The 23,961-nt window shown below is 67.2% G+C and carries 25 protein-coding genes; 19 read left to right on the top strand and 6 right to left on the bottom strand.

The annotated features are described in order from the left end of the window. Positions 1-90: 90 nt before the first annotated feature. Positions 91-645 carry a nuclear transport factor 2 family protein gene (locus NED98_RS07495; RefSeq protein ID WP_265312443.1) on the bottom strand — a complete coding sequence of 185 codons (555 nt, stop codon included), beginning with the start codon at positions 643-645 and terminating at the stop codon, positions 91-93. A gap of 174 nt (positions 646-819) precedes the next feature. On the opposite strand from NED98_RS07495, the gene NED98_RS07490 reads away from it, so the two are divergent. Then, positions 820-1,686 carry a helix-turn-helix transcriptional regulator gene (locus NED98_RS07490; protein ID WP_265312442.1) on the top strand — a complete coding sequence of 289 codons (867 nt, stop codon included), beginning with the start codon at positions 820-822 and terminating at the stop codon, positions 1,684-1,686. A gap of 103 nt (positions 1,687-1,789) precedes the next feature. On the opposite strand, the gene NED98_RS07485 is transcribed toward NED98_RS07490, so the two are convergent. Then, the gene (locus tag NED98_RS07485; protein ID WP_265312441.1) at positions 1,790-2,380 is read right to left on the bottom strand and encodes a TetR/AcrR family transcriptional regulator; all 591 of its coding nucleotides are present in this window, start codon (positions 2,378-2,380) and stop codon (positions 1,790-1,792) included. A 133-nt stretch (positions 2,381-2,513) separates the two neighbouring features. Here NED98_RS07485 and NED98_RS07480 point away from each other — a divergent pair, with 133 nt between their 5' ends. The 5 genes from NED98_RS07480 to NED98_RS07460 all read left to right on the top strand — a co-directional run bounded on the left by NED98_RS07480 (position 2,514) and on the right by NED98_RS07460 (position 6,089). Beyond that, positions 2,514-4,199 (top strand): N-acyl-D-amino-acid deacylase family protein, encoded by a 1,686-nt coding sequence (locus NED98_RS07480; RefSeq protein WP_265312440.1) that lies wholly within the window; start codon positions 2,514-2,516, stop codon positions 4,197-4,199. Beyond that, a complete protein-coding gene (locus NED98_RS07475) occupies positions 4,196-4,411 on the top strand; it encodes a hypothetical protein (protein ID WP_265312439.1) in 216 nt (71 codons plus the stop codon). Before NED98_RS07480 ends, NED98_RS07475 begins: the two co-directional genes overlap by 4 nt. Positions 4,412-4,424: 13 nt before the next feature. Beyond that, positions 4,425-4,667, top strand: a complete 243-nt coding sequence (locus NED98_RS07470) for a hypothetical protein (protein ID WP_265312438.1) — start codon at positions 4,425-4,427, stop codon at positions 4,665-4,667. A gap of 3 nt (positions 4,668-4,670) precedes the next feature. Then, a complete protein-coding gene (locus NED98_RS07465) occupies positions 4,671-5,504 on the top strand; it encodes a Coq4 family protein (protein ID WP_265312437.1) in 834 nt (277 codons plus the stop codon). A gap of 162 nt (positions 5,505-5,666) precedes the next feature. Next, complete coding sequence (locus NED98_RS07460; protein ID WP_265312436.1) at positions 5,667-6,089, top strand: hypothetical protein; 423 nt, start codon at positions 5,667-5,669, stop codon at positions 6,087-6,089. 9 nt (positions 6,090-6,098) lie between these two features. Here the strand turns inward: NED98_RS07460 and NED98_RS07455 are convergent, their stop codons facing one another. Further along, positions 6,099-7,007 (bottom strand): LysR family transcriptional regulator, encoded by a 909-nt coding sequence (locus tag NED98_RS07455; RefSeq protein WP_265312435.1) that lies wholly within the window; start codon positions 7,005-7,007, stop codon positions 6,099-6,101. An 87-nt stretch (positions 7,008-7,094) separates the two neighbouring features. Between NED98_RS07455 and NED98_RS07450 the strand changes: the two genes are divergently transcribed. From NED98_RS07450 to NED98_RS07400, 11 genes are all read left to right on the top strand, one after another. Continuing rightward, the gene (locus NED98_RS07450; protein WP_265312434.1) at positions 7,095-7,895 is read left to right on the top strand and encodes a phytanoyl-CoA dioxygenase family protein; all 801 of its coding nucleotides are present in this window, start codon (positions 7,095-7,097) and stop codon (positions 7,893-7,895) included. 218 nt (positions 7,896-8,113) lie between these two features. Then, the gene (locus NED98_RS07445; RefSeq protein WP_265312433.1) at positions 8,114-9,931 is read left to right on the top strand and encodes a long-chain-acyl-CoA synthetase; all 1,818 of its coding nucleotides are present in this window, start codon (positions 8,114-8,116) and stop codon (positions 9,929-9,931) included. 1 nt (position 9,932) lies between these two features. Then, entirely contained in the window at positions 9,933-11,105 is a 1,173-nt protein-coding gene (locus NED98_RS07440) for an acyl-CoA dehydrogenase family protein (protein WP_265312432.1), read from the top strand. Between the two features lie 8 nt (positions 11,106-11,113). Next, positions 11,114-12,055: a bifunctional MaoC family dehydratase N-terminal/OB-fold nucleic acid binding domain-containing protein gene (locus NED98_RS07435; RefSeq protein ID WP_265312431.1), complete on the top strand. Its 942-nt coding sequence runs from the start codon at positions 11,114-11,116 to the stop codon at positions 12,053-12,055. Positions 12,056-12,067: 12 nt separating this feature from the next. Beyond that, positions 12,068-13,204: an acyl-CoA dehydrogenase family protein gene (locus tag NED98_RS07430; protein ID WP_265312430.1), complete on the top strand. Its 1,137-nt coding sequence runs from the start codon at positions 12,068-12,070 to the stop codon at positions 13,202-13,204. Beyond that, entirely contained in the window at positions 13,201-13,614 is a 414-nt protein-coding gene (locus NED98_RS07425; protein ID WP_265312429.1) for a MaoC/PaaZ C-terminal domain-containing protein, read from the top strand. Before NED98_RS07430 ends, NED98_RS07425 begins: the two co-directional genes overlap by 4 nt. Next, positions 13,614-14,783: a lipid-transfer protein gene (locus NED98_RS07420; protein WP_265312428.1), complete on the top strand. Its 1,170-nt coding sequence runs from the start codon at positions 13,614-13,616 to the stop codon at positions 14,781-14,783. Before NED98_RS07425 ends, NED98_RS07420 begins: the two co-directional genes overlap by 1 nt. Before the next feature lie 63 nt (positions 14,784-14,846). Then, positions 14,847-15,224 (top strand): ArsR/SmtB family transcription factor, encoded by a 378-nt coding sequence (locus NED98_RS07415; protein ID WP_265312427.1) that lies wholly within the window; start codon positions 14,847-14,849, stop codon positions 15,222-15,224. Further along, positions 15,221-15,700: an SRPBCC family protein gene (locus NED98_RS07410; RefSeq protein ID WP_179515342.1), complete on the top strand. Its 480-nt coding sequence runs from the start codon at positions 15,221-15,223 to the stop codon at positions 15,698-15,700. Before NED98_RS07415 ends, NED98_RS07410 begins: the two co-directional genes overlap by 4 nt. Next, positions 15,697-16,356 (top strand): glutathione S-transferase family protein, encoded by a 660-nt coding sequence (locus NED98_RS07405; protein ID WP_265312426.1) that lies wholly within the window; start codon positions 15,697-15,699, stop codon positions 16,354-16,356. Before NED98_RS07410 ends, NED98_RS07405 begins: the two co-directional genes overlap by 4 nt. 152 nt (positions 16,357-16,508) lie before the next feature. Next, a complete protein-coding gene (locus NED98_RS07400; protein ID WP_265312425.1) occupies positions 16,509-16,859 on the top strand; it encodes a DUF3147 family protein in 351 nt (116 codons plus the stop codon). 10 nt (positions 16,860-16,869) lie between these two features. Here NED98_RS07400 and NED98_RS07395 read toward each other — a convergent pair whose 3' ends face one another. The 3 genes from NED98_RS07395 to NED98_RS07385 all read right to left on the bottom strand — a co-directional run bounded on the left by NED98_RS07395 (position 16,870) and on the right by NED98_RS07385 (position 20,363). Then, positions 16,870-18,282, bottom strand: coding sequence for a phosphotransferase family protein (locus tag NED98_RS07395; protein WP_265312424.1), 1,413 nt, complete (start codon positions 18,280-18,282; stop codon positions 16,870-16,872). Beyond that, a complete protein-coding gene (locus NED98_RS07390) occupies positions 18,279-19,391 on the bottom strand; it encodes an Rv3169 family protein (RefSeq protein WP_265312423.1) in 1,113 nt (370 codons plus the stop codon). The genes NED98_RS07395 and NED98_RS07390 overlap by 4 nt, the downstream gene beginning before the upstream one ends. 312 nt (positions 19,392-19,703) lie before the next feature. Continuing rightward, the gene (locus tag NED98_RS07385) at positions 19,704-20,363 is read right to left on the bottom strand and encodes a hypothetical protein (RefSeq protein ID WP_265312422.1); all 660 of its coding nucleotides are present in this window, start codon (positions 20,361-20,363) and stop codon (positions 19,704-19,706) included. A gap of 160 nt (positions 20,364-20,523) precedes the next feature. On the opposite strand from NED98_RS07385, the gene NED98_RS07380 reads away from it, so the two are divergent. Both NED98_RS07380 and NED98_RS07375 read left to right on the top strand, forming a co-directional pair. Then, positions 20,524-21,240, top strand: a complete 717-nt coding sequence (locus NED98_RS07380) for an NRDE family protein (protein ID WP_265312421.1) — start codon at positions 20,524-20,526, stop codon at positions 21,238-21,240. Positions 21,241-21,361: 121 nt separating this feature from the next. Further along, positions 21,362-23,947: an AMP-binding protein gene (locus NED98_RS07375; protein ID WP_265312420.1), complete on the top strand. Its 2,586-nt coding sequence runs from the start codon at positions 21,362-21,364 to the stop codon at positions 23,945-23,947. The last annotated feature ends 14 nt before the right edge of the window (positions 23,948-23,961 follow it).

Below are 23,961 nucleotides of genomic sequence, written 5' to 3'. Positions count from 1 at the left end.
GGGCGGGGGTGGGTTGGCCCGCGAGGAAGCGGACCGGTATCCCTCATACCGACCCACCCCCAGCCCCTTCCTTCCAGGGAGGGGGCAGACTCACCCCGCGATCGTGCAGATCTCGCTCTGCTGCACCGGTCGCGTGGCGATCCCGGCGAAGCCGTCCATCGCGCCATAGCTGTCCTCGCACTTGACCAGCCCGTCGTTGTCGAACCCCCAGACGATCATCAGCCGCGCCTCGTAGAGATAATAAGGCGCATCTTCCGGCACATCATGCCCCATCGCGCGCAATGCGGCAGCGGGATAGGCGATGCGGATATCGCCCTCGGTGGTGATATTGTCGCGATCGGCGACGATCCGGTCGAGGTCATGCTCGATCTGGTGGCAATGATTTTCCACCAGCGCGCGATAATAAGCCGCGACGGCATCCTTGGAGCGCGGGCTGTGCGGCGAATCCACCCCGACGTTGAAGCTGGTATAGGCCGCATCGGGCGAAACGGTCGCCATCAGCGCGTCGAAATCGGCGGTCGCCTCGGCCTTCATATGCACGAGCATCGTGCGCAGGTTGCGCCGGGTCGCTGCGTCGTCGCCGCCCGCCGCAAGCCGCGCCTCGACCGCGTTGATCTGTTTCCGGGGATCGATCTTGTAACTCATCCTCACCTCTCCGGCTGAAACGTCATTGCCGTCCGCATCAGCTTAGCGCGTCGCCGTCTGCCGCGGAAAGCTGCGCATTCATGGCAGAATGAATCGATTCGTTGATGATTTGCGCCGTCACGCGTACCAAAGGCGCGCGAACATGAGAGCGCGGCGCGAGCGGGAAGGCGTAAGATGGAAGCGACCCAATCGAGAAATCAGGTCGAGGCGGAGCTGTCCGGCACGATGGCGCGCGTCCGGCTGCAGACCTATGAATATGAAACCCCTTCCGAAGAGGTGCGACGCCCGTCGCAGCATCAGCTCGCGCTGATCCTGACGCGCCGGCCGCGCGAGAGCCGCTATGTCGGCCGGCTCGCTTCGGGGCGGACCTTCTCGATCGGCAATCTGATCTATGTCCCCGCGTCGCAGTCGATCTGCGGGGCGGGGCCGGGCGGCCCGCATCAGATGATCACCTGCGCCTTTCCGGTCGGCACGCACGCTGCGCTGGCCGGTTTCGAGCGCGAGTGGGATGACGCGGGGCTGACGCGCTGCGGCAATCTGCGCTCCGAATGGATCGCCGAATCGATGCGGCGGCTGGGGCGCGAGGCTGTGCGGCCGGGGTTCGCGAGCGATATCCTGATCGACAGCCTCGCCGCGGCGCTCCCGGTCGAGCTGCACCGGTTGCTCGAGCCGCAGCCGCAGCCGCGCGCGCGCTGCCGCGGGGGGCTATCGCCGCACCAATTGCGCCGCGTCGAGCAATATGTGTTCGACTGGCCGAGCGGCGGGATCAAGGTGCCTGAACTGGCCGGTCTCGTCGGGCTCAGCCGCGGGCATTTCATGCGCGCGTTCAAGCAAAGCACCGGGCGGACGGTCCACGCCTTCGTCGAGGAAGCGCGGCTCGATCGCGCCAAGGCCTTGCTGTGCGCGGATCAGTTGCCGATCAAGCAGATCGCCGCCGATCTCGGCTTCGCCGACCCGTCGAGCTTCTCGCTCGCCTTCCGCCGGATGACCGGCATCGCGCCGGGGCGATATCGGTCGGCGGAGCATGCGAACAACATATGAGCCGTTCGCCCTGAGCCTGTCGAAGGGGCTGCACTTCTTCCGGCGAAGAAAGGGCGGGGCTTTGAGAGGCTCAGCCCGAACGGTGGAGGGGCGGCGATATACGCTAAGGCCGCACCGCCAGCCCGTCGACGATCATCCGCGTCACCTGTTCGGCATAATCGGGCGGGATCGGCTTCATGCTGAACAAGGCGCGATAGATCAGCGTCCCGACGATCATGTCGAACAACGTATCGGCCGAGCTCGCCGGATCGATCAGCCCCGCCGCCTTGCCGCGCGCGACGATCGCGCTCAATTCGCCGCGGGCGGCGGTCTCGGCCTTGGCCCCAAGCTCGTCCTGCACCGTGCGGTCGCCCTGCGTCGCGGCGATCACCCCGATCGCGGCGGCGGCGATATCGGGGCGGCGATAGCGATCGAACACCTGATGGACCAGCGCGAGCACCTGTGCGTCGAGCCCCTCGGCGTCGATCACGTCGGGCAGGCCGTCATCCCCGCCGGTCGAGATCTCATTGGCGAGATGCGCCTTGGTCGGCCAGCGGCGATAGATCATCGAGCGCGGGATGTCGGTCATCTGCGAGATGCTGTCGAACGCCAGCGCGCGATAGCCGCCCTCGGCGAGCAGCGTGCGCGCCGCATCGAGAATCTTGCGGTCGATCTCCGCGTCGCGTGGTCGCCCCCGGCCCGTCGCCTGCTTCATCGCGCCACGGTGGCACGGGCGTGCGCGCCAAGTCCAGCCGGCAACATGTGCGGCTTGATTTTTTACGGGACACTCTGTACCTAAATAATGACAGGGCACACCGCGGAGGCGGCGGCCGGCAGGAGAGATAGCGATGCTCGATCTGGTGATTCGCAACGGGCTGATCTGCGACGGCAGCGGCGCGCCGGCCTATCGCGGCGATGTCGGGGTGCGCGACGGGCGGATCGTCGCGGTCGGCGAGGTTTCGGGCGAGGCGCGCGAGACGGTCGACGCCGGCGGTCGGGTGATCGCGCCGGGGTTCATCGATCCGCATACCCATTATGACGCGCAACTGGTGTGGGACGGGCTGGCGCAGCCGTCGCTCGAACATGGCGTGACGACGGTGATGCCGGGCAATTGCTCGCTCAGTCTCGCCCCGCTTCGCGCCGAGCATCGCGACCTGCTCGGGGCGACGTTTCGCAAGATCGAGGAAATGCCCAAGAATGCGTTCGATGCGGGGCTGACCTGGACGTGGGAGAGCTTCGCCGATTATCTCGCCGCGATCCGCGCCGGGCTCGGCGTCAATGTCGCGCCACTCGTCGGGCATAGCCTGGTGCGGCTGTGGGTGATGGGGCTCGACGCGCGCGAACGCGCCGCGACCGATGCCGAAATCGCCGAGATGCAGCGGCTGCTCGCCGAATGCCTCGATGCCGGCGCAGTCGGGATGAGCGGATCGTGGGTCGACATCGATCACGAACTGCGCCCGGTGCCCGCGCGACTGGCCGAGCCGAAGGAGCTCGACGCGCTGTGCGCGACGCTGGGCGAAAAGGGCGGCATCCTCCAGATTGTCCCCGAATTCTGGGACGCCGACCTGCTCTGCGCGCGGATCGACCTGCTCGCCGATCTGTCGCGCAAGCACAAGATCGCGACGACCTTCTCGCCCTTGTTCGACAGCAATGCCGCGCCCGAACTGGTCGGGATCGCGCTCGATCGCGTCCGGCTGCAGACCGCGCATGGCGCGCGCGTCGTGCCGCAGATGCAGACCCGCCCGATCGATCTGTCGTTCGATCTCGGCGCGCCGATGTCGACCTTTGCGACCCTGCCGGGCTGGTGGGCGATGACGCTGCTGCCGCACGCGGAGAAGCTCGTCCAGCTGCGCGATCCCGAGCGGCGCGCGGCGCTGGCGGCGGAGATGGATCATTTCATGATGCCGATCGGTCTGCAGATCGATTTCGCCGATTCCTACGTGAAACGGATGGGCACCCCCGACCCCGCGCTGATCGGGCGCCGCGTCGGCGACATCGCCGCCGAGCGCGGCTGCCATATCGCCGAGGCGATCATCGATATCGCGCTGGCCGACGATCTCGCCACCTCGTTCGGGCTCGATGCGATCGGGCATAATGACGATGCCAAGATCGCGACGATGCTCGCCGATCCGCTGATCGGGATCGGCGCGGGCGACGGCGGCGCGCATGTTACCAATTTCGCGACCTATGGCGATACGGGGTATCTGTTCAGCCGTTACGTCCGCGGCTTCGACGCGATGCCGCTGGAGACCGCAGTGCGCAAGCTGACGCATGACGTCGCGCAGCTGTGGGGTCTCCGCCAGCGCGGGCTGCTGCGGCCGGGCTATGCTGCGGATGTCGTGGTGTTCGACGCCGAGACGATCGACCGCGGCCCCGAGATACCGGTCGAGGATCTCCCGGCTGACGGCTTCCGCTACATCCGCCGCGCGAGCGGTGTCGATCGCGTGTTCGTCAACGGCGCGCTCGCCTATAGCCAGGACGCGGGCTACGCCTCCGCGCGGGCCGGCGTCATCGCGGAAAGGATCGCGGCATGAGCACCAACCTCGCCCCCATCCGTCGCTTCATCCAGCCGGAGAGCGGCGACGACTGGCCGGCGATCGCCGCGCGCGTGCTGCCGGACGAGCCGGCCGAGGCGGCGATCGAGCAGCTTAAGAGCTGGAACCTCCATCTCGTCTTTCGCCCGGTGTCGGTGATCACCCCGTCGGATATCGTCTTCGTCGAGCCGCCGCGCGCGGTCGCGGCGTGACCGACGCCGCGCGATGAACGACGCGCGGATCGAAAGCGTGCGGCTCACCCCGACGCATGACGGGGAAGCCGCTTTGGTGGTGACGTTGCGCTTCGCCAACGGCGGGCGATCGAACGTCCAGATCGAGGCGGAGGGGATGCGCCGCGTGATGGCGCGCGCCGGGATCTTCAATGCGCTCGACCTGATCGGGCGGAGCTGGGCGGTGCTCGATGTCGCCGACCCGCCGTTCACCGGCTGGGCGAACAAGGGAGAGTAAGCGATGAAAGCCGATACGAGCCTCGCGGCGGGCGAAGCCGCCTATCTGATGGGCGCCGCCGAGCCGGCGACGTCGAGCGTGCTGATCAGCAATTCGAAATATCTCAACAGCCCGCTGTTCCGCGACGTCTATGCGCAAATGGGGCTCAAGCGCGACGGGCACGATCTGCCCGACGCCTATCTGATCCCCACCTTGTCGCGCGCGATGGGCGAGGTGGTCGATCCGGCGCGCACCGCCGCCTTGCTCGCCGCCGAGCGCGAACGGCTCCCCGAATTCGCCGCGTGGCTCGACGAGCGTTTCACCTCCAATTTCACCGCCGAGCAGGTGGCGCATTGCGCCCCCGGGACATTGGGTGCGCGGATCCATGCGTTCATCGCCGACAGCGGCTATGAGATCGACTTCCTCTACAAAGGCGAGCCGCGCGACGATTACGAATTCCTCGTCAAGCGCCGCGCGCAGAACCACGATATCGAGCATATGGTCACCGGGCTGTGCCCGAGCCAGGTCGGCGAGATCGCGCTGATCGCGGCCAATACGATGGCCAATGCCAATTATTTCTCGACCGAGTTCGCGCATGAGCTGAACCTCTATGGCGTGGTGCTGATGTCGACCTCGCTCAGCCGATCGGGGCTGCATTATCCCAGGACCTTGCCGGCTTTGCTCGAGGGGCTGAGCCGCGGCTATGCGCTGGGGGCCAAGCAGAAGAAGCCCTTGTTCATGATCCGCTGGGAGCATCATCTCGATCGCCAGCTATCCGATATCCGCGCCGAGTTCGGGTTCGAGGACGGCCCGGCGCCGGGCTATTGGGACTGGGTGTTCCAGGAATTCAAGGGGTGATTGTCCGACGATTGGGACACGACACCTGCGTTAGCTCCCGTTCGATCTGAGCTTGTCGAAGGGCTGCACTTCTTCCGAAGAAAGGGCAGGGCTTCGACAAGCTCAGCCCGAACGGGGAGAGATAATTTCAATTTACGCAACGATCTGGATGGGAGAGCAAGGATGACCAAGGGCGCGGAAGCGTGGTGCCGCAGTTATGGCGAGGCGATGCTGCGGCGCGACGGGCCGGCACTCGCGGGGCATTATCTCTATCCTTATACGTCTTTCACCTTCGGCCAGATCCACAGCTTCGCCGATCGCGCAACCGCCGATGTCGCGTGCGGCGAGCAGGTCGCGCGCTTCGATCGCGTGGGGGTCGGGTCGGACATCCGCATGGCCGATTTCAAGGTCGTCCCGGTCTCGACGGATTCGGCTTTGTGCCATGTGACGTGGCAGCTGTTTCCGGTCGACGACACCCCGGGCTGGTCGTGGACCAACGTCTATGGCTATCGCCGCCGCGGCGATGATGAGGGGTTCGAGTTCAACATCTCCGACAATGAAATCGGCGAGGTGCTGCGCCGTTTTCCTAATTTCTTCGCGGCATAGCGGGAGCTTCTACCCGATCGGTGAGATCTCGGCGGCGGCGAGGATCGCCTCGGACGCCGCCTCGACGACGGCGCTCCTCGCAGCGTCGAGCGACCGCGCGAGGATCACCGGCTCGCATGCCAGGTCATCCGCGATCGGCACGCTGGCGAGCGGGGTTCCGTCATAAGCGTGGCGGCTTTCTGGTCCCGAATAGGTGATGCCGATGCCCTCGCCATGCGCCGCGAGGCTGCGCATCACCTCGAGCGCCGCGACGCGGTGGCGGACGAGCGGCTCGGCACCGACCCGCCGGAACAGCCCGAGCATGTGGCGCACCGACAACCCCTCTTCGAACAGGATCAGCGGGCGCGTGCCGACCGCCGCGAGGTCGACCGCGGGCAAATGCGCGAGCGGATCGTCGACGCTCATCACCGCGCACGGCCGCACCGACGCCAGCCGCGTGCGCGCGAAGCTGGCATCGAGACCGAGACCGAACGTCACCGACAGATCGACGCGCCCCTGCAGCATATCGCGCGCGAGCGTTTCGAGGTCCGCGATGCGATAGCGGATGTCGACGCCCGGCAGCGCCGCGCGCAACACCGACAGCAGGTGGCCGATGTGAAGCGGCGCGAGATCGTCGAACAATCCCAGCGTCAGCCGGCCCGCAGCGGCGCGCGGCGCACGCGTCGGATCGTCGAGCTGGCGCGCGAGCGAGAGGAGCTCCTCGGCCTGCGCCAGATAGTCCTTGCCGAACCCGGTCAGTTCAACCGGCGCGCCGCGGCGGCGGATGAAGAGCTTCTGCCCCAGTCGCCGCTCGACCTGCGTCAACGCGACCGACAGCGACGGTTGCGAGACATTCAGTTGCGCCGCCGCTGCGGAAAGGCTGCCGGCGCGCGCCACCGCCGATACATATTCGAGCTGGCGCAGCGTCAGATATAGCATCAAGCTAACAGTAGATTAGATACTTATTATTTGAAACTAATATAGATCGGGTTTCTGCTGGCGCTCGCAAACCGGAGGGATCAGCTCATGCCGCACGCGCTTCTCTGCGCCGACCAGATCGAGGCCTTTCAGCGCGACGGCGTCGTGCTGGTGCGCGGGCTGTTTCGCGATCATGTCGAGACGCTGCGCGCCGGCGTCGCGCGCAACATGGCCGAGCCCGGCCCTTATGCCGCGGAGAACCTCAAGCCCGGCGAACGCGGCCGCTTCTTCGACGATTATTGCAACTGGGATCGCATCGCCGAATTCGAGGCGGTGGTCCGCCGATCGCCCGCGGCGGAGGTGGCGGCCGATCTGATGCGGTCGGATAGCGCGCAGCTCTTCCACGATCATGTGCTGGTCAAGGAGCCCGGCACCGCCAAGCCGACGCCCTGGCACCAGGACGGTCCTTATTATTTCGTCGAGGGGCGCCAGACGGTGAGCTTCTGGTCGCCGCTCGATCCGGTGCGCGAGGCGTCGCTGCGCTGCGTGGCGGGATCGCATCGTTGGCCCAAGCCGGTGCTGCCGACGCGCTGGCTGTCGGATGAGAATTTCTACGCCGGCGACGATGCCTATATGCCGGTGCCCGATCCCGATGCGGCGGGGATGGACATCCGCGAATGGGAAATGGCGCCGGGCGATGCGGTCGCGTTCAATTATATGACGCTCCACGGCGCACGCGGAAACGATACCGCGACGCGGCGGCGGGCCTTTTCGCTGCGCTTCGTCGGCGACGATGCGCGTTATGTCGAACGGCCGGGCCGCACCTCGCCGCCCTATCCGGGGCATGGCATGTCGGCGGGCGAAAGGCTGCGCGAAGACTGGTTTCCGATCATTTTCCGCCGCGCCTAGGGTCGGGATCGACGTTTCGCCCCACCGTCGTCACCCCGGCTCAGGGCCGGGGCGACGGGGTTTATGAGGCCCGACAGGAGCCGCAGCGGCGACGCCATTTTCCGATTCAATATATCAAAACCGGCCGATTTATCCTGACTTTGGACCTGCGAAGCGGCGCGACCCCGTCCTAGAACCCACTCAGCCGCCCCGAAAAGCGGGCGGGGGAGACGGGTGCGATGGGCGAGTGGGTGGTTCCCGGCCGCGAGGAGACGATGGCCCGGCTGATGCGCGGCTATGCGCGCGTCACGGGTTTCGCGCGCGATCAGGACTATACCGTCGCCGACCGGCTCGAGGAGCGCGCGGGCGATCACGCCGATACGCCGTTCATCCTGTTCGAGGACCAGCGGCTGACCTTCGCCGAGGTCAATGCCCGCGCCAATCGCGTCGCGCATGCCGCGCGGGCGGCGGGGCTGGGGAAGGGCGATGTCGCCGCGCTGATGATGTACAACCGGCCCGATTTCGTCGCGATCTGGCTCGGGCTGGCCAAGATCGGCGTCGTCACCGCGCTGATCAACACATCGGCCACCGGCAATGTCCTTGCGCATGCGATGAAGCAGGTCGGCGCCAAGGCGTTGATCGTCGATGCCGAATTGGGCAGGTCGGTCGCCGAGCTGCCCGACGCCGATATCCCCGGGCTGTTGTGGGAGCAGGCCGAGGAAGGGCGCCCGCTGTTCGGGCTCGCCCGCGCGCGCGATTTCAGCGCCGACCTGGCCGCCGCCAGCGATGCCAACCCTGATCGGGCGCTCCGCGCCGGGGTGAAGATGGGCGATCCGCTCTATCTGATCTTCACCAGCGGGACGACCGGACTGCCCAAGGCGGCGAAGATGAGCCACATGCGCTTCGTCAACGCCGGGGAGATGATGGGCGGGCTGATGGAATTCGGCCCCGGCGATGTGTTTTACTGCGTGCTGCCGCTCTATCATGGCGCTGGCGGGATGGTGGTGCCCTCGACCTCGCTCGCCTTCGGGGTGCCGTTCGTGCTCAGGCGCAAATTCTCCGTCAGCGGTTTTTGGCCCGATGTGCGGCGCCACGGCGTCACCGCTTTCTATTATATCGGCGAGATCTGCCGCTATCTGCTCAACGCGCCCGCGCGCGCCGACGATGCCGACAACAGCCTGCGGGTGATGACCGGCGCCGGGCTCAAGGCCGAATTGTGGACCGCCTTCCAGCAGCGGTTCGGGGTCGCGCAGGTGTTCGAGGGGCTGGGCTCGACCGAGGCCAATTACGGCATCACCAATGTCGACAACAAGGTCGGCTCGGTCGGCCGCGTGCCTTATCCCGCACATACCAACATGAAGTTCGTCCGCTACGACGTCGAGGCCGACGAACATGTCCGCGACGCCGACGGCCGACTGGTCGAGGCCCGGCCCGGCGAGGTGGCGGAGCTGATCGCCGAGGTGCTCGGCGGCACGGGGGTCGGCGGCTATTTCGAGGGCTATACCTCGGCCGCGGCGACCGAGCAGAAATTGCTCCGCGGCGTGGTGAAGCCCGGCGACGTCTGGTTCCGCTCGGGCGATCTCGTACGGTTCGACGCGGAGGATTATTTCTATTTCGTCGATCGCATCGGCAACACTTATCGCTGGAAAGGCGAGAATGTCTCGACCGAGGAAGTCGCCGCGGTGCTCGGCGCCTTTGCCGGGCCCGATGTGGTCAACGTCTATGGCGTGAAGGTGCCCGCGACCGAGGGGCGCGCCGGCATGGTCGCGCTCACCTATGCCGATCCCGCCGCCTTCGATCCGCACGCTTTCTATCAATTCGCGACCGCGCGGCTGGCGCATTATGCGGTGCCGGTCTTCGTCCGCCTGTCGCGCGAGGCGGAGATGACCACCACCTTCAAGCTGCGCAAGGTCGAGCTGCAGCGCGAAGGCTATGCCCCCGATCGCGTCCACGGCGATGCGCTGTTCGTCGCCGACGCAGCCGCCGGCCGCTATGTGCCGCTGACGCCCGAGGCGCTCGCCCGGCTGGGCATCGCCCCCTTTGCTGCGGAGAATTGAGATGCGCGTCGAGCCGAGCGCGGAACAGAGAGCGCTGCGCGACGAATTCCGCGCCTATCTGCACGGCATCATGACCGACGAGGTGCGCGCGGCGACGGCCGGCGCGGAAAGCGGCCCGGTCTATCGTCAGGTGATCCGCCAGATGGGGCGCGACGGCTGGCTCACCCCCGGCTGGCCGGTCCAATATGGCGGCAAGGGCCTCGATCCGGCGATGCAGAAGATCCTGCTCGAAGAGCTGGTGCTGGCAGAGGCGCCGTTCCCCTTCGTCACCGTCAACACCGTCGGCCCGGCGCTGATGCGGCTCGGCACCGAGGCGCAGAAGCGCGAGATATTGCCGCGCATCGCGAGCGGCGATCTGATCTTCGCGATCGGCTATACCGAGCCGGGCGCGGGGTCGGACCTCGCCGCGCTCAAGACCCGCGCGGTGCGCGACGGCGATGATTTCGTGATCAACGGGCAGAAGATATTCACCAGCGGGGCGGAGGGCGCGGATTACGTCTTCCTCGCCGCGCGCACCGATCCCGCGGCGCCCAAGCACAAGGGCATCACCATCTTCATGATGGATGCCACGACGCCCGGCTTCTCGGTCTCGCCGATCTGGACGGTGGGGGGCATCCGCACCAACGTCACTTATTACGAGGACGTCCGTGTCCCCGCTGCGATGATCATCGGCGCGGAGAATGCCGGCTGGCGGCTGATCGCCGAACAGCTCAACCACGAGCGGATCGGGCTCGCCGCGCTGACCTATGGCGGCAACGGCTGTTTCGACGACGTCGTGAACTGGGCGCGCGGCATCGCTACCCCCGACGGCGGGCGGCTGATCGATCAGGGCTGGGTCCAGCTCGCGCTCGGCGAATGCTATGCCTTGCTGCGGGCGATCGGGCTGATGGGAGATCGCGTCGGCTGGGAAGTGTCGCAGGGGTTGACGCGGCCCGAGCTGGCGAGCGGGCTCAAGGTGTTCGGCACCGAGGGGATGATCCGCGCGCTCCGCCTGCTGCTCGACGTGATGGGCGCGGCGGGGCTGGTCCGCGGCGGTTCGCCCGGCGCGCAGCTCCGCGGGCGGATCGAGCGCGAATATCGCAAATGCCAGATCAACACTTTCGGCGGGGGCACCGCCGAGGTGCTGCGCGATATGGTGGCGCAGGTCGGGTTCAATATGCCGCGCGCAAGGTGAGGACGGACATGACCGAACAGGATTTGCTGACCCGGGCGCGCGCTTTCGTCGGCGGCGAAGCGACCCCGCCGGTCACCGCGCGCGATGCAGTCAACCAGCCGATGATCCGCCGCTGGGCCGAGGCGATGGGGGACGCCAATCCCCTGTGGCACGATCCGCAGGTACGCGCGGCGGGCGGTTTCGCGGGCGCGATTGCCCCGCCGGCGATGCTCGACGTGTGGACGATGGCGCGCTACCGCCCCGGTGGACGCACCGCCGACGAGGGTATGCCGGTGCTCCAGCTGTTCGACGCCGCGGGCTATACCGGGGTCGTCGCGACCAATATCGAGCAGGAATACCTCCGCTATCTCGAAGAAGGCGATATCGTCAGCATGCGCGCGACGGTCGCCGACGTATCGGACGAGAAACGCACCGGGCTCGGTATCGGCCATTTCGTGACGATCGATTATGAGTTTACCGACCAGCGCGGCGACGCGGTCGGACGGATGAAGTTCCGCGTGCTCAAGTTCAAGCCGCCGCTCACGCAGGCGGCGCCGGCGGCGGACGGCGAGAAGCCAAACAAATTCCCGCATCCGCGCCCGGCGATCACGCATGACAATGCCTTCTTCTGGGAGGGGCTGAAGCAACGCAAATTGCTGATCCAGTCGTTCGGCGGGCGGCTCGTCCACCCGCCGGTGCCGGCCTGCCCCGAGACGGGGTCGTTCGACTGGACGACCGTGGAGGCGAGCGGGCGCGGGACGATCCACAGCTTCGTCATCATGCACCAGCCGCAACTGCCGTGCTTCGATTATCCGCTCCCGGTGGTGCTGGTCGAGCTGGAGGAGGGCGTGCGGATCGTCGCCAATATGCTTGGCGCGACGGCTGACGAAGTGGCGATCGGCAAGCCGGTCACGCTCGATTTCGTCGAGGTCGAGCCCGATTACATCCTGCCCGCCTTCCGGCTGGCCTGAGGAGCCATACGGATGGATTTCGCGCTCACCGAGGATCAGGCCAGCCTGCGCGATCTCGCCGCGCAGATCCTGTCCGACAACAGCAACGACGATAGCCTGCGCGCCTTCGCGAAAGACGATCGCCCCTATGACGCGGCGCTGTGGCAGACACTAGCCGAGGCCGGGCTGCTCGGCGTCGCGGTGCCGGAGGCGCACGGCGGGCTGGGGCAGGGGATGATCGAGCTCGGGCTGCTGCTCGAAGAACAGGGCCGCACCCTCGCACCGGTGCCGCTCCACGCGACCTTGGTGACGGGTGCGCTGCCGATCGCGCAATTTGGCAGCGCGGCGCAACAGGCGATCCTGCCGCGCGTCGTTGCCGGGGAAGCAATCCTCACCGCGGCGCTGGAGGAGGTCGGCAACCACGATCCCGCGCGCCCGATGCTGCGCGCGACCCGCTCGGGCAACGGCTGGACGCTCGATGGCGTCAAGACGGCGGTGCCCTATGGCGCGGAGGCTGAGCGCATCCTCGTCCCGGCGACCAGCGAGGAAGGAGTGATCGTTTTCCTCATCGATCCGGCGACGCCGGGCATCGAGATCGGCGCGCAGCGCACCACCAGCAGCGAACCGCAGGCGCAGATCACCTTTCGCGCGGCGCAAGCCGATGACGTGCTCGGGTCGGCCGCGCAGGGCGCCGATATCGCGCGCTGGATCGTCGACCACGCGCGCGCCGGGCTCGCTGCGATACAGGTCGGCATTTGCGCCGAAGCCCTGCGCCGCACCGCCGCTTATTCGAGCGAACGCATCCAGTTCGATCGCCCGCTCGGCGGGATGCAGGCGGTGCAGCATCGCGTCGCCGACGGCTTCATCGATGTCGAGGCGATGCGTTCGACCGCGCTGCGCGCCGCGTGGCTGCTCGACGAAGGCATCGCCGCGCCGGCCGAAATCGAGACCGCCAAATATTGGGCGGCGATCGGCGGGCATCGCGTGTCGCATTCGGCGCAGCATCTCCACGGCGGGATCGGCGCCGATATGGATTATCCGATCCACCGTTATTTCCTCGCTGCCAAGCAGGTCGAGCTCGCGCTCGGCGGGGCGCAGCCGATGCTCGCGGCGATCGGCCGCGCGATCGCCGCCGGCGACACCCAACCACTTGCGGGAGCGCGCGCATGACCTTCGACGATCTCCACGCCGGGCAGGCATTGCCCGAACTTATCGTCCCGATCACCGCCTCGGCGATCGTCGCCGGCGCGATCGCGACCAATGATTTCGAGAACGTCCACCACGACAAGGCCGCCGCGCAGGCGACGGGGGTGCCCGATATCTTCATGAACATCCTGACCACCAACGGCTTCGTCCAGCGCTTCGTCACCGATTGGGCGGGAGCGAACGCGCGTATCCGCAGAATCGCGATCCGGCTCGGCGTGCCCAATTTCGCGGGCGATGTGATGAAGCTCGGCGGCGAAGTGGCGGCGATCGACCCCGCGGCGCGGACCGCGGAAATCAGGGTTTCGGGCCGCAACGGCATCGGCGAGCATGTCGCCGCGACCATCACGATCGGTTTTGCGGAAGAGGTGCGCTAATGGACACGATCAGCAACAAGGCGGCGATCGTCGGCATCGGCGCGACCGAATTCTCCAAGAACAGCGGGCGTTCCGAGCTGCGTCTCGCGGTCGAGGCGACGCTGGAGGCGCTGGCCGATGCGGGGATCGATCCGGCGGAGGTTGACGGGCTCTCCACCTATACGATGGACAATAACCCCGAGATCGAGCTGTTCCGCGCGATCGGGGGGCGCGCGCTCAAATTCCACAGCCGCATCCATTATGGCGGCGGCGCGGCCTGCGCGCCGATCATGCACGCCGCAATGGCGGTGGCGACCGGGATCGCGAAGACGGTGGTGTGCTACCGCGCGATGAACGAGCGTTCGCAATATCGCTTCGGCACCGGGCATACCCCGCCGCCGGTGCCGACCGCCGAGACCGCCCATTACGGCTGGTACGTGCCGTTCGGGCTGATCTCCCCCGCCTCGTGGGTGGCGATGCAGGCGCAGCGCTATATGCACGATCACGGCGCCACCTCGGAGGATTTCGGCCGCGTCTCGGTCGCCGCGCGGCGCCACGCCGCGACCAACCCCAAGGCGTGGTTCTATCAGCAGCCGATCACGCTCGAGGAACATCAGGCGAGCCGCTGGATTGTCGAGCCGCTCCATCTGCTCGATTGCTGCCAGGAATCGGACGGCGCGGTGGCGGTGGTGGTCACCTCGGTCGAGGGCGCGAAGTCGCTGCGCCAGCCGCCCGCGATGATCCGCGCCGCGGCGCAGGGCGCGGGCGACGACAGCCAGATGATGACGAGCTATTACCGCAAGCATATCGGCCGCATCTCGGAGATGAACATCGTCGCCGAACAGCTTTACGCGCAGGCCGGGATCGGCCCCGCGGACGTGCAGGCGGCGATCCTCTACGATCATTTCACCCCCTTCGTGCTGCCCCAGCTCGAAGCTTTCGGTTTCGCGCGCGAGGGGCAGGCGAAGGATTTCATTCGCGAGGGTAATATCGAGCTCGGCGGCCGGCTGCCGATCAACACCCACGGCGGGCAATTGGGCGAGGCCTATATCCACGGGCTCAACGGCGTCGCGGAAGGCGTGCGGCTGGTGCGCGGCACGTCGGTCAATCAGGTCGCGGGGGTGAGCAATGTCATCGTTACTGCCGGCACCGGGGTGCCGACCAGCGGGCTGATCCTGTCGCCCGCATAACCGCGTCGCCGAATACTTAAGGAATGGCTTGACTATCGGGCCGCGCCGCGGTTACTTAAGCCTATGCTTGAGTATTCGGCGCAACTCGACCTGGCCTTTCACGCGCTCGCGGACGGGACGCGGCGCGCGATCCTCGAACGCCTGTCGCGTGGGCCCGCATCGGTGAGCGAATTGGCCAAGCCGTTCGAGACGTCGCTCGCGGCGATCCACCAGCATGTCCAGGTGCTCGAAGCGAGCGGGCTGATCGCGACCGAGAAACGCGGCCGCACCCGCGAATGCCGCATTTCGGCGGAGACGATCATGCGCGTCGAACATTGGCTCAACGAGCGTCGCCAGCTCTGGGAACAGCGGTTCGACCGGCTCGGGAAACTGCTCGAAAACAATGAATTCCAAAATATGGCCGGTGCCGGCGGCACGGCCGACGGAGGCGAACACCGATGACCACGACGCCCTTTTTCCACGGTACGTTTACGTTGAAGCGCAAATGGGCCGCCTCGCCCGAGAGGATATTCGAGGCGTGGTCCGATCCGGCGATCAAGGCGCAATGGTTCACCGGGCCGCCGGAGCAATGGACGCTGGGGAAACGCTCGATGGACTTTCGCGTCGGCGGGCACGAGCTGCTCGAAGGCCATTTCACTCAAAGCGGGCTGGTGACGCGCTTCGACGCGCGCTTCCACCTGATCGAGCCCGGCCAGCGGCTCGTCTACGCCTATGATCTCTATCATTCGGGGATGTTCCATTCGGTCACCTTGTCGAGCCTCGAGCTGGAGGCGGACGGTGACGGGACGCGCGTTTCCTATACCGAGCAGATCGTCTTTCTCGACGGCGAGGACGGCACCGAGGCGCGACGCCACGGCACCGGCATCCAATTCGACATGATCGAGCACGTCCTTCAATCGCTGGGAGTCATCCAATGACCGTCGCGCTCTACGGCCACCCCTTTTCGTCTTTCACCTGGAAGGCGCTGATCGCGGCCTATGAACGCGACGTGCGCTTCGAATTCCGCATGATCGACCCCGATCATCCCGACAATCTGGCGCGCCTGGCGAAGCTCGCGCCGACCGGGCAATTTCCCGCGCTGGTCGATGGTGCGCGCGAAGTGGTCGAGAGCAATGCGATCATCGACTATCTCGATCTGTACCACGGCAGCGGCGCGCCGATGGTGCCGGCGGATCGGGCCGAAGCGGTCGATGCGCGGATGATGGCCGATGTGTTCGACGATTATGTCCATGCGCCGATGCAGCGGATCGTCGGCAATGCGCTGCGCGCCGAGGAAAACCGCGATCCGACCGGGGTCGAGGATGCGCACCGCGTGATCGAGCGCTGCTATGCCTGGCTCGAAAACCGCCTGAAGGCCGGGCAATGGGCGACGGGCGGCGGGTTCACGATCGCCGATTGCGCCGCCGCGCCCGCGCTGTTCTACGCCGATTGGGTCCATCCGATCGGGGCGCAATTTCCGTTGCTTTCGGCCTATCGGGCGCGGTTGCTGGCGCATCCCTCGGTGGCGCGGGTGGTCGACGAGGCGCGGCCTTATCGCGCCTTCTTCCCGCTGGGGGCGCCGGATCGGGACTAGGGGAGGACCACCACCCCAGCGAAGGCCGGGGTTCAGTTACGACCGGCCCGATGCTGGACCCCGGCCTTCGGGGTCCCAGCAAAGTATTACTTTGCGGGATGCCCCTTCGCCGGGGTGGATCGCATTTTACGTATGATGCTCTAACAAGGGCCATGCTTTACCTCGCCCTCAAGGCCGCCATTTCGGGGATATTGATCGCGATCGCCTCGACGCTCGCGAAACGCTACCCCGGCTTAGGCGCGCTGATCGCGTCGCTGCCGCTGGTGTCGGTGCTCGGGATGATGTGGCTGTGGCACGATCGGCCCGATGCCGAGAATATGGCGGCGCATGCCGGGGCGACCTTCTGGTATGTCCTCCCGTCGCTGCCGATGTTCCTGCTCATCCCGCTGCTGTTGCGGCACGGCATCGGCTTCTGGGTCGCGCTCGTCGCCGGATGCGCGCTGACGATCGCGCTTTATGCGGCGATGACCTGGCTCGGGCCGCGGTTCGGGCTGCAGCTCTGACGCGCGACGCCTACCCCGGCCAGGCCAGCTCGCGCCGCGCCGCACTCTCGCGATAGAAAGCGAGCAACGCGCTTTCGTCGCCACCCTCCGCCGCGACGCGATCGTGATGCGCGATCAAAACCGCGGCGAGCTGAGCCCAGCGCGCGTCGAGCGCGGAAAGCGTCATCTCCTGCGTCTCCTCGCGCGGCGCTTCGTCGCCGAGCAATGCGCGCATCGCGGCGATATCGGCCAGCCGCCACGCCGCGGCTTTCTCCGCCTCCTCCGCGGCGAGCAGCGACAGGACCCCGGTGATCGTGAAGGTCGCGCCGCCGAACGCATCGTGCGCGCTCGCGGCCATGCCGGCGCCGGCAGCCGTCAGCCCGGTGCCGGTGAGGATATGGCCGAGATCGCTCTGTGCCTCGTCCCGCGCGGTCGGGACGGTGGGGGTGCCCGACAGCATCGCAGCGATCACCGCATCCTGGCGGCGCTGGACATACCAGCCCGAGAGGCCGAGCACCGGATCGGTGCGCCCGCCGGTCACGAATTCGCGGAACGCCGAAGTCCAGATCGCGCTGCCCTTGACCGCATTGAACAGCCGCCACCAGTCGAGCGCGGCGGGGTCGGGGACGACCCCGCTCGACGCCTGCCAGATCGCCAGCGCGCGCTCGGGGGAGACCATGCCGCACGCGCGGCCGGGCTGGAAATGGTCCCACACCGGGTTCAGCGCCCAGCCGAGATCTTCGAGCGGATCGCCGAAATGCGCCATTTCCCAATCGAACATCGCCAGCATCCGCCCGGCGCCGTCGTGCATCATATTGCCCGAACGATAATCGCCGTGAACCAGCGCGATGCGGGCGGCGGGCGGCGGCGGCGTCGCGCGCAGCCGGCGGATCGCGGCGCGGACGATCGGCTGCGGCGCGAACGCATCGGTGTCGATCACCTTTTCCCAATAATCGAGCGCGATGCGCCAGCATTGGTCGGGCGCCGGCGCGTCGAGATGCGCGGCGAGCGGCGACGCGCTCGCATCATGTGCGGCGAGCCGCCCGAGCGCGGCGAAGAATTGCTCGCCCAGCGCCTCGGCATGATTGCCGAACCCGGCGCGGTCGAACGGGCCGACTACCACGCCGTCGTCGATCCGCTCCATCAGAAAGAACGGCCGCTCCAGCTCCGCGCCGCCCTTTTCCAGCGCGATCGCGCGCGGCACGGGCACGACCCCGGCCGCGCTCCGATAGGCGCGGAATTCGGTCTCGCTCTCGGTATCGATCAACCCCGACGCCGGCTCGCGCCGCAGGATCAGCCGCCGCCGCTCGCCATCGACGAAGGCATCGAAGCGATAGGTCTCGCGGCTCGCCCCGCCGGGGATGCGCGCGAGATCGCGGATCACCACCGGCGTTTCCCACAAGCGGGTGAGATAGGCCTCGATCGCCGGCCCGATATCGCTCATGCCGGATCCAGCGCGGCGTGAAAGCCGGACGGCGCGTGCGGCCCGACGACGAGCTGTTCGAGCACGCCGCGGCCGCGCTTCACCGAGCCGTCGGGCGCGGTCATCGTCACCGCGACCAAAGCCTGGATATGCAGGTGATGCGGCAGCAGCGGATCGAGCTCGGCGGGAACGAGATCCTCGCGCTCGACCGTCACCGCCTCGCCGTGGTGCCGGCCGTGTGCCCATTGCGGATGGCCGTAGCCGAGCCCGAGCATCATGAAGGTCGCGCCGATATCGAAGGCGACACGCGTTTCACCCGCCGCATCGTGGAGCGAGAGCGCGGCGCGCGCAGCATTGCGCGTGCCCTTGCGCCACTCGATCGTATAATCGGCGGCATCATAATGATGTTCGTCGTCAGCGCCGCCGCCTTCGGGGCGCCAGGTCGCGCGACGGTTCCAGAAGCGGCCATGCGCGTCGTCGTTGGTGTGGCAATAAAGCTCGCCGCCCTCCATCACGCACGGGCTCCACAGCCAGAAGAATTGCGGCGGGAGCGGGGGGCTGTGCGGCTGGGCGTCGGGCGCGCCGATCGGCCGCACGCCCCAGGAACGGTCGCGCGTGCCGACCCAGCCGCTGATGTCGGTGCGGGTGCCGTCGACCTCGATCCAGCCTTGGTAGCGCCCGTTCTGGGTCAGACGCGTCACATCCATCAGCGTGCGCGGGCCGTTGCGGCGGATGAAGCGCGGCTCCTCCTGCGGAAAAGCGCGGCCGGTGAAGACGATATCGGCGGCGATGCCGTGCTCGGGGGCGGCGACGGTGACGCGCAATTGCCTGAGCGGCTCGATCACCTCGATGCCGATCGGGCCGACGCGGGTATCCATCCGTTCCATCCCCAGCCCGCGGCTGGCGTGGAGGTTGACCTGCTTGCCGCCGATCAGCCAGCAGAAGGCGGCGTCGATCACGTTGAGGTGCGGATAGACCCCCATCGCCACCGCGAAGAAGCCGTCGGTATCGGCATTGGGGGCGTAGCCGTTGAAGAAATAGCGGTCGTAGAAATTGCGATCGGTGCCGGCGTAAGCGACCGGCTCCGGCGTCTGGTGGATCGGGAAATCATCCCCTTTTGTCAGCACCATGCCTGCTCTCCATGGGGCACGGTCTGGCGCCGCGCATCGCGAGAGACTGGCCCAGCGACGGCCGCGCTGTCAATGTTTCGATAACAGAAGTTATGGCGGTTCGCGTTGCAGCGGCTCAGCTACCCGTTCGCCCCGAGCCTGCAGGGCTTCGACAAGCTCGGCCCGAACGGGGCTGTATGGTCGCTACTTCGTGAAACCGCGTGTCGGCGTCCCCTTGTGTCCCCGCGAAGGCGGGGACCCAGTCTGGCTGGGCTCCCGCCTTCGCGGGAGCACACGGGGTTTCGTAATCGCTCTTCGATAAGGAACGAAAGTCTACCCGCCCGCGCGGCACTGGCGCTGCTGGTCGACGCGTTCCTGGCTGTCGCCCGATCCGCGGGTGAGGATCGAGAGGTTGCGGCAGGTCTGCGTGCCGTCGCGATCGGCCGGGCCGGCGACGACGAACCCGCGTTCGCCGGCCCTGGCGTCGCGCCATTCCTGCATGTCGCCGCTGCGCAACGCCGCGTCGATCGCCGCGGCGCGGCTGGCGAAACCGGCGGTCGTCGCGTCGCCCAGCGACCGCGCGGATATGATCTCGGTCGCGTCAGCGGGGACGGGGGCGGGCACCGCCTGCGCGGCCGCCGGCGCACGGCGCGGACGGTGGCGCGCGACGGCTTTTCCCGCGTCCGCGAAAACCGCCGGCACCGAATCGGGGATCGGGATGCTGACGACATAATCACCGCGCGTGGGCACGCCGGTGGCGGCGAGCGCGATGCCGCCGATCCCTACGCATCCCAGCACCGCCGCGCCAACCACTCGCCAGCCGGCGAACCGGGCGCGTCGGCGCACCGCCGGGACGAACGTATCGCCGGCGATATCGCGCGCGAAGCGATGCTCCTCGCGGACGATATAGAGCGGGCCGCAACTGATCGTGGTGCGTCGCACGACACGCGCCGCGGGCAGCCCCGCGCGCGGTTTCAGCCGGTCAATGTCCATCTCACTCACCCCTTCACCCCGGACCGCGGCGGGCCGGCGGAGGCGAGTCGTTCCGTCGCGGTGGGCGGCAGCATCGCGCTTCCGCCGCTTTATGGCAAGTTCGGCATTAACCACGGCGCCGCTGTTGCGATTGCGGTGAAGTGCTGGAACAAGCGCGCTTATGTGTGTGCTTGCAATCGCCTGGCGGGCTGATCCGCGCTGGAAGCTGGTGGTCGCCGCCAATCGCGACGAATTCCACGATCGCCCGGCCGAGGCGCTGCAGCGCTGGCCCGACGGTGCGATCATCGCCGGGCCCGATGCGCAGGCCGGCGGGACGTGGCTGGCGGTCGCCGCGCCTGGGCGGTTCGCCGCGGTGACCAATTTGCGCGGGTTCGGCGCTCCCGATCCGTCGCGTGCGTCGCGCGGCGCGCTGGTTACCGGGCTCGCGACGGGGATCGTGCCGCCGACCGAGCGGCTCGGCGATTACAATCCGTTCAACGCGGTGACGATCGGCGACGACGATGCGCTGTTCCTGTCTAACCGCCCCACGCCGCTGGCGCGCGCGCTCGCGCCCGGGCTTCATGCCATGTCGAACGGCCCGCTTGACCCGCCGTGGCGCAAGACGATCCGGCTGAGCGAGGTGATCGCCCGCTGGCTCAGCGGCGCGGAACATGATCGCGAGGCGCTGTTCGCCGGGCTGCGCGACGCGACCCCGGCGGCCGGGACCGATGACGATCCGGCGCCGATCTTCGTCCGCGACACGGCCTATGGCACGCGCTGCAGCACGATCGTGCTGGTCGACGCCGGCGATAACGGGCTGATCGTCGAACGGCGGTTCGACCGGCACGGCGACGCGGTCGGCGACACCGCGATCGCCTTTCGCTGGCGCGCCGACTGAGCGGCCGCTGTCCGCAATCGGGACAGGCGGCGATCGGCACTGCGCGGGGTCTTCTTCCTAAAGTTCGATAATGTTAATGAACTGTTCACCGAATCGATAACGAATTTGGGGTGACAGGGGAGTGGCAGGCAGGGGTAGAGCGCCGCCGCTCTTCGCGGCGACGTTGCAGCAATGGGGTGCCGCACCGGCATTGGTCTGCGAGGATGGCCGATCGATCTCGTTCGACCAGCTCGCGGGGTTGGCCGACGACTTCGCCGCTGCCCTGCCCGACGAAATCCTGCTGCTGGCGGTCGAGGCGCGAAACCGGGTCGAAGCGGTGGTTGCATATCTCGGAGCGCTCCGCTCGGGCACTCCGGTGATCATGCATCACGAGGCGGCCGCGGCCGGACATATTCTCGATCATTATCGGCCCGACGCGCGCTATCTGCTCGATGAGGCAAGCGGCGCGTGGCGGCTGGAGGCGACGCCAGCCGCGTGGGAACTTGAACCGCACCCCGATCTGGCGTTGTTGCTGTCCACCTCCGGCTCGACCGGCAGCCCCAAGCTTGTGCGGCTCAGCGCCAATGCGCTCGATGCCAATGCGCGGTCGATTGCCGCCTATCTCGGCCTCACCGCCGCCGATCGCGCGGTCACCAGTTTGCCGCTTTCCTATTCCTACGGGCTGTCGGTGGTGAACTCGCATCTGACGGTGGGGGGATCGATCGTGCTGACCGAGGCGAGCGTCGCCGATGCGACCTTCCGCGATATGCTGCACACGCACGGTGTCACCGGGCTCGCCGGGGTGCCGCACAGCTATGAACTGATGGACCGCGCCGGCCTGCTGGCGGATCTGCCGGTTAGCCTGACCACGCTGACCCAGGCCGGGGGGCGGATGGCGCCCGATCTCGTCGCGCGCATCGCCGGGCAGGTGCGCGACAGCGAGGCGCGGTTGTTCATCATGTACGGGCAGACCGAGGCGACGGCGCGCATCGCCTATCTTCCGCCCGAGCAATTGACGCTGCATCCCGGCGCGATCGGTCGGGCGATCCCCGGCGGCGAGCTGTGGTTGGAGAACGGGCAGGGCGCGCGCGTCGCCGCGGGCGAGCCGGGCGAACTCGTCTATCGCGGCCCCAATGTGATGATGGGCTATGCCACCGCGCGGCGCGACATGGCCGATCCGCCCGGTCCCGATGTGCTACGCACCGGCGATCTGGCGATCGAGATCGAACCGGGGCTGTTCCGCATCGTCGGGCGCAAGAGCCGCTTCGTGAAGGCGTACGGGTTGCGGGTCGGGCTCGACGATCTGGAGGAAAGATGCCGCGCGGCCGGCGCGGCGACCTGTTGCGTTGCCGGTGACGATGCATTGGTGGTGGTCGCCGCCGCGGCGACCGCGGATCTGGACAAGGCACGACAGGCGCTGGGCGGGCTCGATCTTCCTGCTACGTTGTTCGAATTCGTCGAATTCGCGGCGCTGCCCCGCACGCAGCGAGGCAAGATCGATTATGCGGCGGTGCTTCGCGCGGGGCATGCAGCCCGCGAGCGGTTGCTCCTCGCAGACGGCAGCGCGATCGAACGGGTCGCGCGGCTCTATCGGGGGTTGGCGCATGGCATGCCGATTGCCGAGACCGACAGTTTCGAGAGCCTCGGCGGCGATTCCCTCAGCTATGTGCAATGTTCGATCGCGATCGAGGATGCGCTCGGCGCCTTGCCCGAGGGCTGGGAGACACTGTCGCTCGCGCAATTACGTGCTCGGGCGCAGACCGATGCGCCGCGCCACGCGCATTGGCATTTGATCTGGCTGGAAAGCGACATCATCGTCCGTTGCCTGGCGATCATGCTGATCCTGTTCCAGCATGCGCTGGGCGGGATGCAGGGCGGGGCGGACGTCCTGATGATGCTGGCCGGCTTTACCTGGGCAAGATTTCAACGAACACGGTTGCTCGCGGGGCGATCGGGGGCGGTATTCCTCGATTTCGCGCGGCGTTACTTGCTGATTTACCTCGCGATCATGCTGGTGGTCTTTGCCCATGACCGGCATATCCTGTGGCGGCACCAATTGTTCGTCAGCACGTTCCACGGCGATTGGGGCGGAATTCTCAACCCCTATTGGTTTATCGAAAGCCTGACCTGGTGCGTGGCGGTGACCTGTATCTTGCTCGCCATACCCGCTGTTCGCCGCTTCGCCACGCTCCGTCCGACCGGTTTCGGGATGGCATTTGCCGGGGCCGCGCTGATGATCCACCTGATTGGCGGTCGCGTCGGCGATGCGGCCGGGCACGCTTTCCGCAGCCCCGATCAGACATTGGTCTATTTCGCGACGGGCTGGGCGATCGCCCAAGCGGGACGGCCGCTGCGTCTCGCGCTGTTTCTGATGCTCGCGACCGTTTCCGCGCTGGCATGGGGATGGAACGATGCGCATGTCGCGGCGATGCTCGTTGCGGCGGGGCTGATCGTCTTCGTGCGGCGGATCCCGCTGCCCGACATCGCCGGGCGAATGATGATCATGATCGCCGCGGCAAGCTTCTACATTTATATCTTCAACATCTTCCCGATGTATGTGACCGACACCGTCCTGCACGCCAAATTCGGGGAATTTTGGGTTGCGCAGATCGTCGCATCGCTGGCGCTGGGGATCGGCGCCTATCTGATCCTGCCGCGCGCGCGCATGGTCCACGATCTTATTCGCAAGCGCGTGACATTGCCATATGGCCTGACATCCCATATATGATGCCATATGGAGAT

The organism is Sphingomonas lycopersici, assembly GCF_026130605.1.
Lineage (GTDB): Bacteria > Pseudomonadota > Alphaproteobacteria > Sphingomonadales > Sphingomonadaceae > Sphingomonas > Sphingomonas lycopersici.
Note: the sequence above shows the minus strand (reverse complement) of the source record. Positions and strands in the feature narration are given on the sequence as shown.

Bases quoted from the DNA above. Each gene is read 5' to 3' on its own strand.
- NED98_RS07495 (WP_265312443.1), bottom strand. From the start codon at position 645: ATGAGTTACAAGATCGATCCCCGGAAACAGATCAACGCGGTCGAGGCG.
- NED98_RS07490 (WP_265312442.1), top strand. From the start codon at position 820: ATGGAAGCGACCCAATCGAGAAATCAGGTCGAGGCGGAGCTGTCCGGC.
- NED98_RS07485 (WP_265312441.1), bottom strand. From the start codon at position 2,380: ATGAAGCAGGCGACGGGCCGGGGGCGACCACGCGACGCGGAGATCGAC.
- NED98_RS07480 (WP_265312440.1), top strand. From the start codon at position 2,514: ATGCTCGATCTGGTGATTCGCAACGGGCTGATCTGCGACGGCAGCGGC.
- NED98_RS07475 (WP_265312439.1), top strand. From the start codon at position 4,196: ATGAGCACCAACCTCGCCCCCATCCGTCGCTTCATCCAGCCGGAGAGC.
- NED98_RS07470 (WP_265312438.1), top strand. From the start codon at position 4,425: ATGAACGACGCGCGGATCGAAAGCGTGCGGCTCACCCCGACGCATGAC.
- NED98_RS07465 (WP_265312437.1), top strand. From the start codon at position 4,671: ATGAAAGCCGATACGAGCCTCGCGGCGGGCGAAGCCGCCTATCTGATG.
- NED98_RS07460 (WP_265312436.1), top strand. From the start codon at position 5,667: ATGACCAAGGGCGCGGAAGCGTGGTGCCGCAGTTATGGCGAGGCGATG.
- NED98_RS07455 (WP_265312435.1), bottom strand. From the start codon at position 7,007: ATGCTATATCTGACGCTGCGCCAGCTCGAATATGTATCGGCGGTGGCG.
- NED98_RS07450 (WP_265312434.1), top strand. From the start codon at position 7,095: ATGCCGCACGCGCTTCTCTGCGCCGACCAGATCGAGGCCTTTCAGCGC.
- NED98_RS07445 (WP_265312433.1), top strand. From the start codon at position 8,114: ATGGGCGAGTGGGTGGTTCCCGGCCGCGAGGAGACGATGGCCCGGCTG.
- NED98_RS07440 (WP_265312432.1), top strand. From the start codon at position 9,933: ATGCGCGTCGAGCCGAGCGCGGAACAGAGAGCGCTGCGCGACGAATTC.
- NED98_RS07435 (WP_265312431.1), top strand. From the start codon at position 11,114: ATGACCGAACAGGATTTGCTGACCCGGGCGCGCGCTTTCGTCGGCGGC.
- NED98_RS07430 (WP_265312430.1), top strand. From the start codon at position 12,068: ATGGATTTCGCGCTCACCGAGGATCAGGCCAGCCTGCGCGATCTCGCC.
- NED98_RS07425 (WP_265312429.1), top strand. From the start codon at position 13,201: ATGACCTTCGACGATCTCCACGCCGGGCAGGCATTGCCCGAACTTATC.
- NED98_RS07420 (WP_265312428.1), top strand. From the start codon at position 13,614: ATGGACACGATCAGCAACAAGGCGGCGATCGTCGGCATCGGCGCGACC.
- NED98_RS07415 (WP_265312427.1), top strand. From the start codon at position 14,847: ATGCTTGAGTATTCGGCGCAACTCGACCTGGCCTTTCACGCGCTCGCG.
- NED98_RS07410 (WP_179515342.1), top strand. From the start codon at position 15,221: ATGACCACGACGCCCTTTTTCCACGGTACGTTTACGTTGAAGCGCAAA.
- NED98_RS07405 (WP_265312426.1), top strand. From the start codon at position 15,697: ATGACCGTCGCGCTCTACGGCCACCCCTTTTCGTCTTTCACCTGGAAG.
- NED98_RS07400 (WP_265312425.1), top strand. From the start codon at position 16,509: ATGCTTTACCTCGCCCTCAAGGCCGCCATTTCGGGGATATTGATCGCG.
- NED98_RS07395 (WP_265312424.1), bottom strand. From the start codon at position 18,282: ATGAGCGATATCGGGCCGGCGATCGAGGCCTATCTCACCCGCTTGTGG.
- NED98_RS07390 (WP_265312423.1), bottom strand. From the start codon at position 19,391: ATGGTGCTGACAAAAGGGGATGATTTCCCGATCCACCAGACGCCGGAG.
- NED98_RS07385 (WP_265312422.1), bottom strand. From the start codon at position 20,363: ATGGACATTGACCGGCTGAAACCGCGCGCGGGGCTGCCCGCGGCGCGT.
- NED98_RS07380 (WP_265312421.1), top strand. From the start codon at position 20,524: ATGTGTGTGCTTGCAATCGCCTGGCGGGCTGATCCGCGCTGGAAGCTG.